Here is a 16,210-nt window from a genome sequence, read left to right as displayed (position 1 = left end):
GGGCCGCCGCATGATGCGGAACGTGGCGGCAGCGGCGGCGTTTGCAACCGCCGGGCCGCGCGGCACCGGGCGCGATGGCGCACCGGCGCCGGGCATCGGTGCGGCGCCGCGGGGCGCCCGCACGATGCCCGCAAGGAGATCAGGCCTCGGCGGCGTCATCCACGCGGAAATTGACCGCGCGCGCAGGAACGACAGTGGAAATCGCATGCTTGTAGACCATCTGCGTCACGGTGTTGCGCAGCAGGACGACATACTGGTCGAACGATTCGATATTGCCTTGCAGCTTGATGCCATTGACGAGGTAGATGGAAACCGGCACGTGCTCTTTGCGCAGCGCGTTCAGGAACGGGTCTTGTAGCAGTTGCCCTTTGTTGCTCATGGCACACTCCAAATTTATAGGTTTAGTGGTGAATGATGGGGATGGAAATCCCCGGTTCAAGTCAGTCGGCGCAAAAACGCGCCAGAAAAAAGATCAAAAACGGTACCAAGTCGGCGTCAATGCACAGGGAACCCCCTGCTACCGCAAATTTAGCCGCAGTTCCAAACGAACGCAAACGAAAACTTGCCCCGCCAGGGATCCGATTCCGGACTCAATCCTTCGAGTCCGCGTACGGATTTTTGTTCGTACGAAATTCGATGCGAAGAGGGGTGCCCTTGAGCTTGAATGCCGTACGGAAACGATTTTCCAGGTAGCGCCGGTAGGTTTCCGCAACGCCCGACAGCGCATTGCCGTGGATCACGATAATGGGCGGATTCGAGCCGCCCTGGTGCGCGTAGCGCAGCTTGGGCCGCGATGCGCCGACCCGCTTGGGCTGCTGGAATTCCACCGCTTCCTGCAGCACACGCGTGAGCTGCGGCGTCGGCAGCTTGACCATCGCCGCGGCGAACGCGTCGTCGACCGAACGCATCAGCGCGCCAATGCCGGTTCGCTCGCGCGCCGAGACAAAATGGAAATTCGCGAAGCTCAGGAATTGCAGCTTGCGTTCCAGGTCATGCTTGATGCGGTCGCGGGTATGGCCGTCGAGCCCATCCCATTTATTGACGCCCACCACCAGCGCGCGGCCCGACTCCACGATAAAGCCGGCGATATGCGCGTCCTGCTCGGAAATATCCTGTTGCGCATCGAGCAGCAGGATCACCACGTTGGCATCGGCGATCGACTGCAGCGTCTTGACCACCGAGAACTTCTCGATCGCCTCGAACACCTTGCCGCGCCGGCGCAAGCCCGCGGTGTCGATCAGCGTGTAGGGCTTGCCGCCGCGCTCGAACTCCACGTAGATGGCATCCCGAGTCGTGCCGGGCATGTCGAACGCGATCACGCGCTCTTCACCGATCAGCGTGTTGACCAGCGTGGATTTCCCCACATTGGGGCGCCCGACGATGGCAATCTTGACGCCCTTGCCTTCGTCCGAAATCTCTTCGGCCAGTTCGGGGCGCTCCTGGACCGCGAGCTCGATGGCCTCGTCGACCAGTTCGCTCACGCCATCGCCGTGGGCAGCGGAGATCGCGTACGGATCGCCCATGCCCAGCTCATAGAAATCGGCCGCCACCGAGGTGTACTTCATGCCCTCGGCCTTGTTGACCGCCAGCATGATGCGCCGGCCGGTCTTGCGCAGGTAGTCGGCAATGGCGCGGTCCTGCGGCGCCAGGCCCAGGCGGCCGTCGACGATGAAGATCACCACGTCGGCCTCGACCACGGCCTGCTTGGTCTGCTTGGCCATCTCGGCGACGATGCCTTCCTTGACCACCGGCTCAAAGCCGCCGGTATCGATGGCAATGAACGGACGTTCGCCGATGCGCCCTTCCCCGTAATGGCGGTCGCGCGTCAGGCCCGGCAGGTCGGCGACAAGGGCGTCGCGCGATCGGGTCATGCGGTTGAATAGCGTCGACTTCCCTACATTGGGGCGGCCGACTAATGCGATAACTGGTTTCATGCAATAAACGGAAACGGGGGCCGGCAACTGCCGCCCCCCGGTAACTCCGGAGTCAATGGATCCGACGGCACGCCACGCCACCTGGGCGCGGTCTGCCGCTTGTCCTGTCGGGCGCGGCGCCGGGTCAACGGACCCGCTGCAATTGCCGCGCTAAGGATCATGCTACCGGATTCGGCGCTGGCCGTACCGACAGGTGTACGGCAGCGCGCATTGGATACCTGTCAGCCAGGCTGGAAACCGTAGACGTCGCCGTCGCGGGTCTGGATTACCATGGTCTGCCCCGCCACCACGGGCGCGGCGGTGATGGCACTGCCATCGGTCTTCATGCGTGCGATGACCTGGCCGTCTTCGCGCGACAGGAAGTGTACATAACCTTCAAAGTCGCCCATTACCACCGAGCGGCCCAGGGCCAGCGGCGCGCCCAGGCGGCGGTTGCGCAGGTCGTTGTTCTTCCAGCGCTCGTTGCCGTTCTGGCGGTCGAAGGCATGCACGACCGACTGCTCGTCGCTGGCGTAAATCGCATTGTCATCCTGCGCCGGACCGCTCGGCGACGAGAAGTCCTTGCCCCACTGCGGCTGGCCGCTGGCCAGCTCCAGGCAAGCCACCCGGCCCTGGAAGGTGGTGGCGCACACCTGGCGCCCGCTCACCATCGGCAGGCCGGTGACGTCGTTCAGGCGCTCGATCTCCGACACGCCTTTCGGGTACGAGACCGCGCTCTCCCAGCGCAGCACGCCGTTGCCCGGCGTCAGCACGCCCAGCTTGCCGCCGGGAAAGCCCATCACGATGCCGTCGCCGGCAAACACCATCCCCATCGACGCGCGCAGGTTCAGCGGCGTCTGCGAACGCTGGTAGATCCAGCGGCGCTCGCCGGTCTCGGCATCCAGGCCGAATACGCGCGTGTCGGTGGTGCGCACCACCACCAGGCCGTTGCCGACCAGCGGCGCCGACAGCACCTCGCCGTTGACCTGCTTCTTCCAGATCTGCTTGCCGCTGGCGTCAAAGGCATAGATGGCGCCCTTCTCGCCGGCGACCGCCGTCACCGAGCCATCGCTGCCCGGGCCCGAGGTCAGGTCCAGGTCAGCCTTGGCCTTCCACAGCACGCGCCCGCTGGCGCCTTCCAACGCCATCACGTTGCCGTTGTTGGACGACACGTAGACGTTGTTGCCCGCCGCGGCCGGCTGCATCGAATAGGGGCCGCTCTTGCCCACGTCGGCCTTCCAGGCCTGGCGCACCGACAGCGTGCCCGAGACCGGCTTGAGCTCGGCGGGCGGGTGCTTGTTTTCCTTGCTGAACAGCGAGCAGCCGCCCAGTGTGGCCAGGCAGGCAACCGCCACCAGCGCACGGGTCATGGCGCGGGCGGGCTGGCGATGTACGGCACGGGAAAGCACTGACGTCATAGGGTTACGGTCCTGTTTATACGATCCGCTGGATATGCGGTGTTTGCACGCGTTCGGGAGCGGCCGGATCAGGCCGTGCCCAGCGCATCGAGCTTGAACTGGATGATCTGGCGCATCGCCGGCTCGTCCTGGCCCAGCTTGTCCAGCGCCTTGCGATAGGCCGTGCGCGCATCGTCGCGCTTGTCCTGCGCGGCGAGCAGGTCGCCGCGGCGGTCGGCATACAGCGCCACGAACGCTGCCGGCGGTTCATCCTTGAGCAGCGCCAGGCCCTTGTCGTAGGCCTTCTCATCGAGCAGCACGCCGGCCAGGCGCACGCGCGCCAGGTGCGAATACTCCTGGTCGCCATGGTCGATGGCCCATTGCAGCTGGCTCTTGGCCGCGGCCAGGTCGCCCGCATCGTACAGCACGCGGCCCGCGACCAGCGCACTCATCTGCCCATAGGCAGTGCGGCCGTACTTGTCTTCCAGGTCGGTCGCGGCGCGCTTGATGCGCTCGATGTCGCGCGCCTCGGCGGCCTTGAGCACCTGCTCATACAGCACGGCGGCCTCGCCGGCCTGCCTGCGTTCCCAGTACTTCCAGCCGTTCCAGCCGGCAAACGCCAGCAGCGCGACGATCAGCACCCAGGTCAGCGCATTGCCGTACTGGCGCCACCAGGCCTTCAGATTCTCAAGCTGTTCCTGTTCTTCTAGATCGTAAGCCATGTCGAGGCAATCACCTGCGTTGGGTTGGGTACTCGTGTACTGGGGTTTTCCGGCTGGCCAGCGCGCGATTTATTCGCTGGCGCCGACCATGGCGTCGATCAGGTAATCGACCAGGCCTTCGACCGGCACGGTGGCCTGCTGCCCACCGCTTTCGGCCTGCTCGCGCTGGCGAAGTTCCTTGACCTGGACCACGCCGGCGGCCACTTCGTCCTCGCCAATGATAACGGCATAGGCCGCGCCACTTGTGTCGGCGCGCTTCATCTGCGACTTGAAGCTGCCACCCTTGCCGTCGGGGCTGGCGTGCAGCACCACGTCCAGGCCCGCATCGCGCAGCCGTTCCGCGGCGATCATCGCCTGCTGCGCGGCGGCTTCGCCCTGGTGCACCAGGTAGACATCACAGCCCGCCGCGTCGGGCACCACGCCTTCTTCGCGGATCAGCTCGATGATGCGCTCGATGCCCATGGCCCAGCCGCACGCGGGCGCGGACTTCCCCCCCATCTGCGCGATCAGCGGATCATAGCGCCCGCCGCCGGCGATGGTGCCCTGCGCGCCCAGCTTGTCGGTGATCCACTCGAACACCGTCAGGTTGTAGTAGTCCAGGCCGCGCACCAGGCGCGGGTTGATCTTGAACGGGATGTTGTTGGCCTTGAGCAGGCGCTGCACGCCCTCGAAGTGCGCCAGCGACTCTTCGCCCAGGAAGTCGATCAGCTTGGGCGCGTTGGCCGCCATCTCCTGCAGCGCCGGGTTCTTGGTGTCCAGCACGCGCAGCGGGTTGGTGTACAGGCGGCGCTTGCTGTCGTCGTCCAGGATGTCCTGGAAGCCTTCCAGGTACTTGATCAGCTGTTCGCGGTGCGCGGCGCGTTCATGGGCCTGCCCCAGCGAATTGAGCTCCAGGCGCACGCCAACCAGGCCCAGGTCGTCCCACAGGCGCTGGCACATCAGGATGATTTCGGCATCCACGTCCGGGCCGGCAAAGCCCAGTGCCTCGGCGCCGAGCTGGTGGAACTGGCGGTAGCGGCCGCGCTGCGGGCGCTCGTGGCGGAACATCGGGCCGGTGTACCACAGGCGCTTGGGGCCGTCGTACAGCAGGTTGTGCTCGATGGTGGCGCGCACGGCCGCGGCAGTGCCTTCCGGGCGCAGCGTCAGCTGCTCGCCGTTGAGCGAATCGGTGAAGGAGTACATCTCCTTCTCGACGATGTCGGTGACCTCGCCGATGCCGCGCACGAACAGCTGCGTATGCTCGACGATCGGCGTGCGGATCTGCTGGTAGCCGTAGGCGCGCAGCATGGCGCGTGCGGCATTCTCGAAATGCTCCCACAGCGGCGCGTCCGCCGGCAGCATGTCGTTCATGCCCTTCACGCCCTGCAGGGCCTTGGCGGGGCGCACCTTCGGTTCGGTCTTGGCACCGCCTGCGGCGGCCACGTTCTCGGATTGCGTCATTCTGTTCTTGTCAGGCTGCTGGCACCCGGCCGGTCCGGCTCAGGCTGCCACTTCTTTGTCGGCCCGCGCAGCGCCCGGGCCGTAATGCGTGCGAACGTATTCGTCTACGATCGCCTGGAATTCTTCTGCAATGCGCTCGCCGCGCAGCGTCTTCACCTTGACGCCATCGACGAACACCGGCGCCGCCGGCGATTCACCCGAGCCCGGCAGCGAGATGCCGATGTTGGCGTGCTTGCTCTCGCCCGGGCCGTTGACGATGCAGCCCATCACGGCCACATCCATTTCCTCGACGCCCGGGTAGGCGGTCTTCCAGTGCGGCATCTGCTCGCGCAGGTAGGCCTGGATGCTGGACGCCAGTTCCTGGAACACCGTGCTGGTAGTGCGCCCGCAGCCCGGGCACGCAATCACCATCGGGGTGAAGTTGCGCATGCCCATGGTCTGCAGGATTTCCTGCCCCACGTACACCTCTTTCTCGCGCGGCGCGCCGGGTTCAGGCGTCAGCGAGATGCGGATGGTGTCGCCGATGCCTTCCTGCAGCAGCACCGACAGCGCCGCGGTCGAGGCCACGATGCCCTTGCTGCCCATGCCGGCCTCGGTCAGCCCGAGGTGCAGCGCGTAGTCGCAGCGGCGTGCCAGCTCGCGGTAGACCGCGACCAGTTCCTGCACCTGCGACACCTTGCACGACAGGATGATCTGGTCGCCCGGCAGGCCGATTTCCTCGGCCTTCTTGGCCGAATCGATGGCCGAGGTGATCAGCGCCTCGATCATCACGCTCTGCGCCGGCCACGGCTCGGCGCGCCCGGCGTTCTCGTCCATGATCCGTGCCAGCAAGTCCTGGTCCAGGCTGCCCCAGTTCACGCCGATGCGCACCGGCTTGTGGTAGCGGCACGCCATCTCGATCATCTGCGCGAACTGCGTGTCGCGCTTGGCGCCCTGGCCGACATTGCCGGGGTTGATCCGGTACTTGGACAGCGCCTCGGCACAGGCCGGATAGTCCTGCAGCAGCTTGTGGCCGTTGTAGTGGAAGTCGCCCACCAGCGGCACGTCCACACCCATGCGGTCGAGCTGCTCGCGGACCAACGGCACCGCGGCGGCGGCCTCGGGTGTGTTCACCGTGATGCGTACGATTTCCGAACCCGCACGCGCCAGTTCCTTGACCTGGATGGCCGTGCCGATGGCATCGACCGTATCCGTGTTGGTCATCGACTGCACGCGCACCGGCGCACCGCCGCCAATGGTCACCACGTTGTCGCCCCACGCGACGCGCGCCTGGCGCGTCTGGCGGCGCGGCAGCGGACCGGGCAGGACCGGGAGACAGAGCTGTTGGTTCATAGCGTTACCACCTTGCAAAGACGCACCTTGCGCCCGCATCAGGGCAGCGTCAGGCGCGCCACGTTGTTGCGGTTGGCTGCCTTCAGGTCGACCGGCGTGCCATTGCGCGTCAGCGACTCGACGCCCTTGACGTTGCCGATCACCACCTTGTACGGGGCCGTGCCGCCACCGGCCATGGTCTGGCCCGCCTTGGCGGTACCGCCCATGACGATCTTGCCGCTATTGTCCCGGATCTCAAACCAGGTATCGGCGGCAAAGCGGATCTGCAGTTCGCCCTGGCCTGCTGCCGCAGCCGGTGCCGTGGCAACAGCAGGCGCGGAAGCGGCTGCGGGCGCCGCCACAGCCGCAGGGGCTGCCGCGGCACTGGCCGGAGCGGTTTCGGCCGACGGCGCCGGCGAATCGCTGGCGGCCATGACCGGCGGCAGCGCCGCCGTCACGGTGCCGGCTTCCGTGCTCTGGATCACGGCAGGCGCTTCAGCCGTTACGGTCTCGGCAGCGCTGCTGCGCGCATCGATCCATGCGCGGATATGGTCAAGCCCGAACCAGCCGCCCGCGGCCACCAGCACGGCCACCAGCGCCAGCCAGACCCAGCGGCCGCCGTTGCCGCCCGAGCGGAAGCGGTTGCGGTCGTCGAAGGCCGCATTGATGCCACCCTCGCGCTGCCGGGCAATTTCCGCCACCTGCGCCACCGGGCGCGGCTGGAAGCGTGCCAGCAGCGGGTCGATGTCGACGTGCAGCATGCGCGCATAGGCACGCATCACGCCCTTGGCGAAGGTCACGTCGGGCAGTGCCTGCAGGTTGCCGGCCTCGATCGCACGCAGCTTGCCTGCAGCCACCTTCAGCCGCGCGCTGACGTCTTCCACCGACATCCGCTGCGCCTCGCGCTCGCGCGCCAGCGCTGCGCCGATCTCGCGTGCGGCAGCTTCGCGTTCTCCTTCGTGCGCGCCCCCGCCGACTTGTTGCGTCGGTACGGCCTGGCCTGCGGCGCGGTCGTGCTCACTCATCCCATGCTCCTTGTTCGTAGGCGGTCAACTCACGCGAGTCGGGGAAGCGGCTGCGCAGTTGCGCCCCAAGCGCATCCTGCGTGCGGCTGTCGCCCTGACGGTGGGCAATGCGCGCTCCCAGCCAGAGGGATTGCGCATTGACAAATTGGCTGTTGTTGACGCGCTGGACATACTGCCGGGCCTGCGCGAAGTCGCCGCGCCGGTAGAAGACCAGCGCGAGGTTGGTGTTGGCCACCGGGTTGTTGCGGTCGTAGCCGAGCGCGGCCTTCAGGTTCTTTTCCGCCTCGGCGCTGTGGCCCTGGCGCAACTCGCACGCGCCCAGGCTGATCAGCGGCTTGGCGGGGCCGCCCGCGGACGGCGCCGACATCGCGCGCTGCAGCATCGGCACGGCCTCGCCGTAGCGCCCTTCCTGGCACAGGAACCAGCCGTAGTTGTTGAGCAGGTCGCCATCGTTGGCACGCATCGACACCGCCGTGCGGAAGCTGTCGTCGGCCAGCGTCCGCTCATTCATGTTCATGTAGATCAGCGCGCGCACATGGTAGGCGTCGGCGAGCGACGGATCGATGGCAATGGCCTGCTTGATCTCGTCAAGGGCGACCGCGTTCTGGCCGGCCTCCAGATAGTTGGTGGCGAGCTGCAGCCGGATGCCGGCGCGGCGCCTTGCATCGGTCTGGTCGGAAGCGGTCTGGGGATCCTGCGCCGGCGCATGCGGCAGCTGGCAGCCGGACAACATCAGCAGCCCCAGCAGGGCCGCAGCGATCAGACGGATCATGCAGGGCGAACCTCCCGAGGCTGGCCGGAAGCGGTGACCGGCACCAGTGGCGTGATCTTGCCGAACTTGCCGCGCTCGGCCAGGCGCGTGCGGTCCTTCACTTCCCCGGCCAGCTGGCCGCAGGCGGCGTCGATATCGTCGCCGCGGGTCTTGCGGATGGTGGTCACGATGCCTGCATCCATCAGCACCTGCGCAAAGCGCCGGATCTGATCGTTGTTGGAACGCTTCAGGCCCGATTCCGGGAACGGATTGAACGGGATCAGGTTGAACTTGCACGGCACGTCGGCGACAAGCTTCAGCAGTTCCCGCGCATGCTCGACGCCGTCGTTGACGCCATCCAGCATGCAGTATTCGAAAGTAATGAAATCGCGCGGCGCGAATTCCAGGTAGCGGCGGCATGCCGCCATCAGTTCGGCCAGCGGGTACTTCTTGTTCAGCGGCACCAGCACGTCGCGCAGGGCGTCGTTGGACGCGTGCAGCGACACGGCGAGGGCCACCGGGAGATCCTTCGACAGCCGGTCCATCATCGGCACCACGCCGGAGGTGGACAGCGTCACGCGGCGGCGCGACAGGCCGTAGGCGTTGTCGTCGAGCATCAGGCGCATGGCCGGCACGACGGCATCGTAGTTCAGCAGCGGCTCGCCCATGCCCATCATCACCACGTTGGAGATGACGCGGTCGTCCTTGGGGCCGCGGCCCAGTTGTTCGCGCATGGCGAACTCCGCCATCCACAGCTGGCCGATGATTTCACCGGTGCTGAGGTTGCGCGAAAAGCCTTGCTTGCCGGTGGAACAGAACCGGCAGTTGACGGCGCACCCTGCCTGCGAGGAAACGCACAGCGTGCCACGCGTTTCCTCTGGGATGTAGACCGTTTCCACCGCGTTGCCCTGGCCCACGTCGAGCAGCCACTTGCGCGTGCCGTCGGCCGACAGGTTGTCGGTGATGGCGGCAGGCGCGCGGATCTCGGCCCGCGTCGCGAGCTTTTCGCGCAGCGACTTGGCGAGATCCGACATGGCGTCGAAGCGGCTGGCACCGTAGTGGTGGATCCAGCGTTGCAGTTGCCGCGCACGGAACGGCTTCTCGCCGAGCTCGCCGCAATAAGCGGTGAGCGCGTCCGCGTCGAGGTCGAGCAGGTTGACGAGAGCGTTCATGACGGCAAACTCAGCTTCGGTGTCAGTCTAGTCCTGGCAGCAGCGCCGGACAATCAGCGGCTGTAGACGTTCATGCCCGGGAAGAAGAATGCCACTTCCACGGCAGCCGTTTCAGCAGCGTCCGAGCCGTGCACGGCGTTGGCGTCGATGCTGTCGGCGAAATCGGCGCGGATGGTGCCCTTCTCGGCCTTCTTCGGGTCGGTGGCGCCCATCAGGTCACGGTGCTTGGCGATGGCGTTCTCGCCTTCCAGGGCCTGGATAATGACCGGGCCGGAGATCATGAAGTCCACCAGGTCCTTGAAGAACGGACGCTCCTTGTGGACAGCGTAGAACTGCTCGGCTTCGCCGCGCGACAGGTGCACCATCTTGGCAGCAACGATCTTCAGGCCGGCGGCCTCGAAACGGGCGTAGATCTGGCCAATCACGTTCTTGGCCACGGCATCCGGCTTGATAATCGACAGGGTGCGTTCGATCGCCATGAAAAACTCCGAAAAATGAAGGGGTTACAAATGGATTAAACGTGCGATTCTAGCACGAAGACTATGACCCTTTCGAGGGTCTTCCCTGCTCTGGCGTGTGTCGGGCCGCCCTTGCCGCACAACCCGGCACCAAGTAGATCAAAGGGCACATTACAACCTTGTCATGCCAGGAACACGCCGCCCCGGCTAACATCCAATGTGAGCGGCACTGAACGGCGCAACGCATGCGATAGGTGACTCATGAGTTACCCTACCCTTGCAATTCAGCCTCCCAGGTGCCACATTGACGATGGTTCCGTCCGGGTTCCATACGAATCTTCGCATCCGAAGCCTCGCAGCCCGGCGCCTCACCGTTTTGAGACAGGAGTCACCATGGATAACAAGCTGAACACCTACGGTTTCGGCAACAGTGCGTCGACCGTCACTGACGTCGTCGTTCGCAACCGGGTCTTGCGCAACACTTACTGGCTGCTGGCCCTCTCGATGATCCCCACCGTGCTCGGCGCGTGGATCGGCGTGGCCACCGGCTTCAGCTTCATGGCGGGCAACCCCTTCCTGTCGCTGATCCTGTTCCTGGGCATTGCGTTCGGGTTCTTCTACGGTATCGAGAAGACCAAGAACAGCAGCATGGGCGTGGTCCTGCTGCTGGCCTTCACCTTCTTCATGGGGCTGATGCTGTCGCGGCTGATCGGCGTGACGCTGCAGTTCTCGAACGGGCCGGCGCTGATCATGTATGCCTTTGGCGGCACGGCGGCGGTATTCGGCGCAATGGCGACCATCGCCACGGTCAGCAAGCGTGACTTCTCCGGCCTGGGCAAGTTCCTGTTCGTCGGCGTGATCCTGCTGATCCTGGCCAGCGTCGCCAATATCTGGCTGCAACTGCCCTCGCTGATGATCACGGTGTCAGTGATCGCCATCGGCATCTTCTCCGCGTACATCCTGTTCGATGTGCAGCGCGTGGTGAACGGCGGCGAGACCAACTACATCACCGCCACGCTGGCAATCTACCTGGACGTGTACAACGTCTTCGTCAACCTGCTGGCGCTGCTGGGCATCTTCGGCGGCAGCCGCGAGTGACGGCAACCTCCCCTGCAGCATGAAAAAACCGGCCTGATGGCCGGTTTTTCTTTGGTGCGACTTGCGCGATCAGCCGCGCTCGAACACCGCGATCGACTCCACGTGCGAGGTGTGCGGGAACATGTTGACCACGCCCGCGCCGGCGAGCCGGTAGCCCGCCTCGTGCACCAGCAGGCCGGCGTCGCGCGCCAGAGTGGCGGGGCTGCACGAGACGTAGACGATGCGCTGCGGCAGCACGTCGCTGCCCTGCTGCGCCAGTTCGCCCAGCGCCTTGCACACGGCCAGCGCGCCTTCGCGCGGCGGATCGACCAGCCAGCGGTCGAAGCGGCCCAGCTCGGCAATGTCCTCGGCCGTGACCTCGAACAGGTTGCGGCAGGCAAACTCGGTCCTGGCCGCCAGCCCGTTGTATTCGGCGTTGGCCAGCGCACGCGTGGTCAGCGCCTCGCTGCCTTCGATACCCATCACCGACTTGCCCTGCGTGGCCAGCGGCAGCGTGAAGTTGCCGATGCCGCAGAAGAGGTCGAGCAGGCGGTCCTGCGGCTGCGCGTCGAGCAGGCGCAGCGCGCGGCCGATCAGCACGCGGTTGATCTGGTGGTTCACCTGGGTGAAGTCGGTCGGCTTGAACGGCATGCGGATGCCGAATTCCGGCAGCGTATAGGCCAGCTCGGCATCGGCCGGATAGAACGGATAGACCGTATCGGGACCCTTGGGCTGCAGCCAGAACTGCACCTTGTACTGGTCGGCGAAGGCGCGCAGCAGGTCCTTGTCGGCATCGGTCAGCGGCTCCAGGATGCGCAGCACCAGCGCGGTGACTTCCTGCCCCACGGCCAGCTCGATCTGCGGCATGCGGTCGCGGATCGACAGCCCGCCGACCAGTTCGCGCAGCGGCACCAGCATGGCCGACACATGCGGCGGCAGGATCTCGCAACGGGTCATGTCGGCCACATAGCTGCTCTTGCGCTCATGGAAGCCGACCAGCACCCCGCCCTTCTTGGCCACATGGCGCACAGTCAGCCGCGCGCGGTAGCGATAGCCCCAGTCCGGCCCGGCGATGGGACGGAACACCACGTCGGGCTTCACCTTGGACAGGTGCCACAGGTTGTCTTCCAGCACGCGCTGCTTGATCGCCAGCTGGGCGCGCGAATCGAGATGCTGCATCGAGCACCCGCCGCAGACACCGAAATGCTGGCAGCCGGGCTTCACGCGCATCACCGATTCCTGCCGGACCTCGACCAGGTGGGCCTGCTCGTAGCTGGGCTTGCGGCGAAAGCTGCGGTAGCTGACGGTCTCGCCGGGCAGCGCGCCTTCGACGAAGATCACCTTGCCGGGCGTGCCGTCCTCGTTCACCAGGCGGCCGACGCCGCGGGCCTCCATGTCGAGGCTGTCGATCGACACCACGGGATCGGCCGCGGGGGCGCCAGCGTCGGCGCGGACACGGGACTCTTTTGCGACGGGAGCAGCACCTTGATCGGCAACAGCGGCCGGGGCTGCCGGCGTTTCTTGTGGGGAGGACACGGCTTGGGACACCAGACGAAACCTGACGTATTGTTTTGTGAAAGCGGGATTGTATGCCAGACCGGGCCGGCACCGGCGGCTGCTTCCCGGCCACGTGACGGAGACGGCAAATGGAACTGATTTCCTGGAATATCCAATGGGGCCGAGGCGCCGACGGGCATGTCGACCTGGGCCGCCAGGTCGACACCCTGCGCGGCATTGCCGATGCCGACGTCATCTGCCTGCAGGAAGTCACGCGCGGCTTCGGCGAACTGCGCGGCAGCCCGGGTGAAGACCAGGTGGCGGAGTTGACCGCCCTGTTGCCCGGCTACCACCTGCTCTACGCGCCGGGTGTCGACCGGCGCACCGCCACCGGAGGGCGCAAGCAGTTCGGCAACCTGATCGCCGCGCGCCTGCCGGTGCGCGAAGTCTTCCGCCACGCCCTGCCCTGGCCGGCGGACCCGCAGGTGGCGTCGATGCCGCGCGTGGCGCTGGAAGCCACGGTCGAAGTCGGCACTCGGCCCCTGCGCGTGATCTGCACGCACCTGGAGTATTACTCGTCACACCAGCGCGCCGCGCAGGCCGAAGCCTTGCGTACCTGGCACGCCGAGGCCTGCGACCATGCGCGCCGCCCCGGCCGCAGCGAGAAATGGCCGGGCCCGTTCACGCCGGAGCCGCGCCCGGCCGAGGCCGTCCTGTGCGGCGACTTCAACAGCAAACCCGACGATATCGCCTACCGCCGCGTGCTCGAGCCCTTTGACGATGCCACGCCGCCCTGGCGCGATGCCTGGCTGCACACACACCCAGGCCAGCCGCACGCGCCGACCTGCGCCCTGTACGACAAGGAGCAATGGCCGGAGGCGCCGTTCGCCTGCGATTTCATGTTCGTGACGGAGAATCTCGCCGGGCGAATTCAGCGCTGCGAGGTCGATGCCGATACGGCCGACTCGGACCACCAGCCGATCCTGCTGTCGCTGGATCTGTGAATCCGTGTCGGCGCGTCGCCGGCGTCCTCAGTCTTCGAGGTCTTCGGCTTCGGGCGTGAGACGCTGCAGCCGGAATGCCTGCAGGTATTCCATCCACTGCTCGCCGGGCAGCTCGGCCAATGACTCCTGGACGAACTCCATCTCGACGTCGAACTCGCGCGGCGACATGCCGCCGCGCATCAGCTGGAAGCGGCAGTACATCAGGTAGGTGTTGACGACGTCGGTCTCGCAATAGGCGCGGATCTCGTCGAGCTGGCCGGCCTGGAACGCCTGCCAGACCTTGCTGCCGTCCATCCCCATCTTGCCCGGGAAGCCGCACAGCTTGGCCAGGTCATCCAGCGGCGCGCTGGCGCGGGGCTGGTACATGGCCAGCAGGTCCATCAGGTCCAGGTGCCGCATGTGGTAGCGGCTGATGTAGTTGTTCCACTTGAAGTCGCGGCTGTCGTCTTCGCGGCCCTCTCCCATCTCCCAGTAGCGCGGCGCGGTGACGCCGTTGACCAGGCCGCGATAATGCAGCACCGGCAGGTCGAAGCCGCCGCCGTTCCATGAAACCAGTTGCGGGCTGTAGCGCGCGATCAGTTCATAGAACTTCTGGATCAGCGTGGCCTCGCCGTCTTCCGGCGTGCCCAGCGAGCCGACGTGGAACACCGCCGAGCCGTCGCGGTGCGTGCGGCGCAGCACGCAGGAAATCGCGGCGATGCGCTGCAGGTAGTGCGGGAGAAAATCGCTGCCGGTCTTTTCGCGGCGGGCGGCAAACGCATGCTCGGCGACTTCGGCGTCGCTCATCGCATCGGGATGGTCATGCAAACGGCGCAGGCCGGCAACATCGGGAATGGTCTCGATGTCGAATACCAGCACAGGGGTCATAGAACAGCGTCCTTCCTGACACCTTGCGAAGCGAAATGCCGCTTGAGCTTGACCAGCGCCTCCTGCTGGATCTGGCGCACGCGCTCGCGCGTGAGGCCCATCTCCTCAGCCAGCTCTTCCAGCGTGGCGGGCTCGATATGGTTGAGGCCGAAGCGGCGCTCCACCACATAGCGATGCTTTTCCGACAGGCGCGCCAGCCAGAGCTTCATCAGCCCTTCCAGCTCGCGGTGCGCCACCTCCTGGTCGGGGGCGGCGTTGTGCTCGTCGGAGAGGAAATCCAGGAGGCTCGAGCCGGGATCGAGATCGAACGGCGTATCGAGCGAGGTGGTATGTTCGTTGAGTGCCAGGACGTCCTGCACTTCGTCCGGCGTCTTGCCCAGCAGGTGGGCGATGTCTTCGAGGCTGGCGTCGCGCCCGTCGGTGCCGCCCTTCTCCAGATGGCGCTTGGCGCGCAGCACCTGGTTGAGTTCGCGGATCACGTGGACCGGCAGGCGGACCGTGCGCGCCTGGTTCATGATGGCGCGCTCGATGCTCTGGCGGATCCACCAGGTCGCGTACGTCGAGAAGCGGAAACCGCGCGACGGATCGAATTTCTCGATCGCGTGCATCAGGCCCAGGTTGCCTTCCTCGATCAGGTCGAGCAGCGGCACGCCGCGATTGAGGTAACCCTTGGCGATGCTGACCACCAGCCGCAGGTTACGCTCGATCATGACCTGGCGCGCGGCAAAGTCGCCGTCCTTGGCCAGCGTGGAAAAATGCAGTTCTTCCGGCGCGGACAGGAGCGGCTTGATGCTGATGCGGTTCAGGTAATGCTGGACGGTATCCGCGGCCAGCTCGGTATGCAGCACGGTGCGGAAATCATCATGCTCGGGGGCGGCGCCGTCGGTGCCATTTTCCGCGCTCTCTTCTTCCTCGTCTTCCGACTCGTCCTCTTCGTCGTCGCGCACGATGCGCTCATTGTCGTCGGCGAGCAGGTCGGCCTCGCGCAGGCCCACCGAAGTGGACGTGGCGATGGGCTCGTCGGTCACGGGAATCAGTTCGGCGGCGAGATCAGGCTCGAAGCCTTCGGCATCGGCGCGCGCGTCGGGATGTGCCACACCAGCCTTCACTTCCGGCTGCTTGGGACGGCGAGCCCTGCTTACGGTTCCGGAGGAGACAGTTTTCTGGCGTGGCATGAACCCTCACTGTGGCGGCAGGTACCGCATCGGATCAACCGGTTTTCCGTTCTTGCGAACTTCGAAGTGAAGCTTTACCCGGTCGGTATCGCTGTTGCCCATCTCCGCAATCTTCTGGCCTTTTCGGACCGCGGATTGCTCAGCCACGAGCACCTTGTCGTTGTGCCCGTAAGCAGTAAGAAATGTCTCGTTGTGTTTGATGATGACAAGATTCCCGTAGCCGCGCAAGGGGCCAACGTGAATCACCCGGCCATCGTCCGCGGCCAGCACCGCATCGCCCTTCTTGCCCGCAATATCGATGCCTTTATTGCCCTTGTCGTCGAATTTCCCGACCGTCTGGCCGGTCGCCGGCCAGGACAGCTTCATCGAGCCATCGGCGACCGGCGCCGCGGCCGCGGCGG

16 protein-coding genes are annotated in these 16,210 nt (G+C 65.8%); 2 read left to right on the top strand and 14 right to left on the bottom strand.

The annotated features are described in order from the left end of the window. Window positions 1-139: 139 nt before the first annotated feature. The 10 genes from hfq to ndk all read right to left on the bottom strand — a co-directional run bounded on the left by hfq (window position 140) and on the right by ndk (window position 10,210). On the bottom strand, window positions 140-379 hold the full coding sequence (hfq, locus tag CF68_RS04505) for an RNA chaperone Hfq (protein WP_010809431.1): 240 nt from the start codon (window positions 377-379) through the stop codon (window positions 140-142). Between the two features lie 211 nt (window positions 380-590). Continuing rightward, window positions 591-1,934 carry a ribosome biogenesis GTPase Der gene (gene der / locus CF68_RS04500; RefSeq protein WP_035816329.1) on the bottom strand — a complete coding sequence of 448 codons (1,344 nt, stop codon included), beginning with the start codon at window positions 1,932-1,934 and terminating at the stop codon, window positions 591-593. A gap of 221 nt (window positions 1,935-2,155) precedes the next feature. Next, window positions 2,156-3,331, bottom strand: coding sequence for an outer membrane protein assembly factor BamB (bamB, locus tag CF68_RS04495; protein ID WP_035816328.1), 1,176 nt, complete (start codon window positions 3,329-3,331; stop codon window positions 2,156-2,158). 68 nt (window positions 3,332-3,399) lie between these two features. Beyond that, window positions 3,400-4,032 carry a tetratricopeptide repeat protein gene (locus CF68_RS04490; RefSeq protein WP_035816327.1) on the bottom strand — a complete coding sequence of 211 codons (633 nt, stop codon included), beginning with the start codon at window positions 4,030-4,032 and terminating at the stop codon, window positions 3,400-3,402. A gap of 69 nt (window positions 4,033-4,101) precedes the next feature. Beyond that, entirely contained in the window at window positions 4,102-5,472 is a 1,371-nt protein-coding gene (gene hisS / locus CF68_RS04485; RefSeq protein WP_035816326.1) for a histidine--tRNA ligase, read from the bottom strand. Between the two features lie 39 nt (window positions 5,473-5,511). Then, window positions 5,512-6,804 (bottom strand): flavodoxin-dependent (E)-4-hydroxy-3-methylbut-2-enyl-diphosphate synthase, encoded by a 1,293-nt coding sequence (gene ispG / locus CF68_RS04480; RefSeq protein WP_035816325.1) that lies wholly within the window; start codon window positions 6,802-6,804, stop codon window positions 5,512-5,514. Window positions 6,805-6,842: 38 nt separating this feature from the next. Next, on the bottom strand, window positions 6,843-7,808 hold the full coding sequence (locus tag CF68_RS04475) for a RodZ domain-containing protein (protein WP_035816324.1): 966 nt from the start codon (window positions 7,806-7,808) through the stop codon (window positions 6,843-6,845). Beyond that, entirely contained in the window at window positions 7,801-8,580 is a 780-nt protein-coding gene (gene pilW / locus CF68_RS04470) for a type IV pilus biogenesis/stability protein PilW (RefSeq protein ID WP_035816323.1), read from the bottom strand. Before pilW ends, CF68_RS04475 begins: the two co-directional genes overlap by 8 nt. After that, complete coding sequence (rlmN, locus tag CF68_RS04465) at window positions 8,577-9,731, bottom strand: 23S rRNA (adenine(2503)-C(2))-methyltransferase RlmN (protein ID WP_013957222.1); 1,155 nt, start codon at window positions 9,729-9,731, stop codon at window positions 8,577-8,579. Before rlmN ends, pilW begins: the two co-directional genes overlap by 4 nt. Window positions 9,732-9,784: 53 nt before the next feature. After that, window positions 9,785-10,210, bottom strand: coding sequence for a nucleoside-diphosphate kinase (ndk, locus tag CF68_RS04460; RefSeq protein WP_013957223.1), 426 nt, complete (start codon window positions 10,208-10,210; stop codon window positions 9,785-9,787). A gap of 372 nt (window positions 10,211-10,582) precedes the next feature. Here ndk and CF68_RS04455 point away from each other — a divergent pair, with 372 nt between their 5' ends. Continuing rightward, a complete protein-coding gene (locus CF68_RS04455; protein ID WP_010809421.1) occupies window positions 10,583-11,287 on the top strand; it encodes a Bax inhibitor-1/YccA family protein in 705 nt (234 codons plus the stop codon). Window positions 11,288-11,356: 69 nt separating this feature from the next. Here CF68_RS04455 and rlmD read toward each other — a convergent pair whose 3' ends face one another. Next, window positions 11,357-12,685 (bottom strand): 23S rRNA (uracil(1939)-C(5))-methyltransferase RlmD, encoded by a 1,329-nt coding sequence (rlmD, locus tag CF68_RS04450; protein ID WP_035816320.1) that lies wholly within the window; start codon window positions 12,683-12,685, stop codon window positions 11,357-11,359. Window positions 12,686-12,912: 227 nt separating this feature from the next. On the opposite strand from rlmD, the gene CF68_RS04445 reads away from it, so the two are divergent. After that, complete coding sequence (locus CF68_RS04445; protein WP_035816318.1) at window positions 12,913-13,767, top strand: endonuclease/exonuclease/phosphatase family protein; 855 nt, start codon at window positions 12,913-12,915, stop codon at window positions 13,765-13,767. Between the two features lie 27 nt (window positions 13,768-13,794). Here CF68_RS04445 and CF68_RS04440 read toward each other — a convergent pair whose 3' ends face one another. The 3 genes from CF68_RS04440 to CF68_RS04430 all read right to left on the bottom strand — a co-directional run. Further along, a complete protein-coding gene (locus CF68_RS04440; protein WP_035816316.1) occupies window positions 13,795-14,634 on the bottom strand; it encodes a 3'-5' exonuclease in 840 nt (279 codons plus the stop codon). Then, window positions 14,631-15,809, bottom strand: a complete 1,179-nt coding sequence (rpoS, locus tag CF68_RS04435; protein WP_035816314.1) for an RNA polymerase sigma factor RpoS — start codon at window positions 15,807-15,809, stop codon at window positions 14,631-14,633. Before rpoS ends, CF68_RS04440 begins: the two co-directional genes overlap by 4 nt. A 6-nt stretch (window positions 15,810-15,815) precedes the next feature. Then, a partial coding sequence (locus CF68_RS04430) for a murein hydrolase activator EnvC (protein ID WP_035816313.1) occupies window positions 15,816-16,210 on the bottom strand: 395 nt, incomplete at its 5' end.

It is taken from the genome of Cupriavidus sp. SK-4 (assembly GCF_000611125.1).
GTDB classification, from domain to species: Bacteria; Pseudomonadota; Gammaproteobacteria; order Burkholderiales; family Burkholderiaceae; genus Cupriavidus; species Cupriavidus necator.
The sequence above is the reverse complement of the archived record's forward strand: the minus strand, read 5'-3'. Positions and strand labels throughout refer to the sequence as shown.

What these genes read in the sequence shown, in the direction of transcription:
- CF68_RS04440 (WP_035816316.1), bottom strand. Translation starts at nt 14,634, where the DNA reads ATGACCCCTGTGCTGGTATTCGACATCGAGACCATTCCCGATGTTGCC.
- CF68_RS04455 (WP_010809421.1), top strand. Translation starts at nt 10,583, where the DNA reads ATGGATAACAAGCTGAACACCTACGGTTTCGGCAACAGTGCGTCGACC.
- CF68_RS04445 (WP_035816318.1), top strand. Translation starts at nt 12,913, where the DNA reads ATGGAACTGATTTCCTGGAATATCCAATGGGGCCGAGGCGCCGACGGG.
- rpoS (WP_035816314.1), bottom strand. Translation starts at nt 15,809, where the DNA reads ATGCCACGCCAGAAAACTGTCTCCTCCGGAACCGTAAGCAGGGCTCGC.
- hfq (WP_010809431.1), bottom strand. Translation starts at nt 379, where the DNA reads ATGAGCAACAAAGGGCAACTGCTACAAGACCCGTTCCTGAACGCGCTG.
- CF68_RS04490 (WP_035816327.1), bottom strand. Translation starts at nt 4,032, where the DNA reads ATGGCTTACGATCTAGAAGAACAGGAACAGCTTGAGAATCTGAAGGCC.
- ispG (WP_035816325.1), bottom strand. Translation starts at nt 6,804, where the DNA reads ATGAACCAACAGCTCTGTCTCCCGGTCCTGCCCGGTCCGCTGCCGCGC.
- pilW (WP_035816323.1), bottom strand. Translation starts at nt 8,580, where the DNA reads ATGATCCGTCTGATCGCTGCGGCCCTGCTGGGGCTGCTGATGTTGTCC.
- der (WP_035816329.1), bottom strand. Translation starts at nt 1,934, where the DNA reads ATGAAACCAGTTATCGCATTAGTCGGCCGCCCCAATGTAGGGAAGTCG.
- CF68_RS04475 (WP_035816324.1), bottom strand. Translation starts at nt 7,808, where the DNA reads ATGAGTGAGCACGACCGCGCCGCAGGCCAGGCCGTACCGACGCAACAA.
- rlmN (WP_013957222.1), bottom strand. Translation starts at nt 9,731, where the DNA reads ATGAACGCTCTCGTCAACCTGCTCGACCTCGACGCGGACGCGCTCACC.
- ndk (WP_013957223.1), bottom strand. Translation starts at nt 10,210, where the DNA reads ATGGCGATCGAACGCACCCTGTCGATTATCAAGCCGGATGCCGTGGCC.
- bamB (WP_035816328.1), bottom strand. Translation starts at nt 3,331, where the DNA reads ATGACGTCAGTGCTTTCCCGTGCCGTACATCGCCAGCCCGCCCGCGCC.
- hisS (WP_035816326.1), bottom strand. Translation starts at nt 5,472, where the DNA reads ATGACGCAATCCGAGAACGTGGCCGCCGCAGGCGGTGCCAAGACCGAA.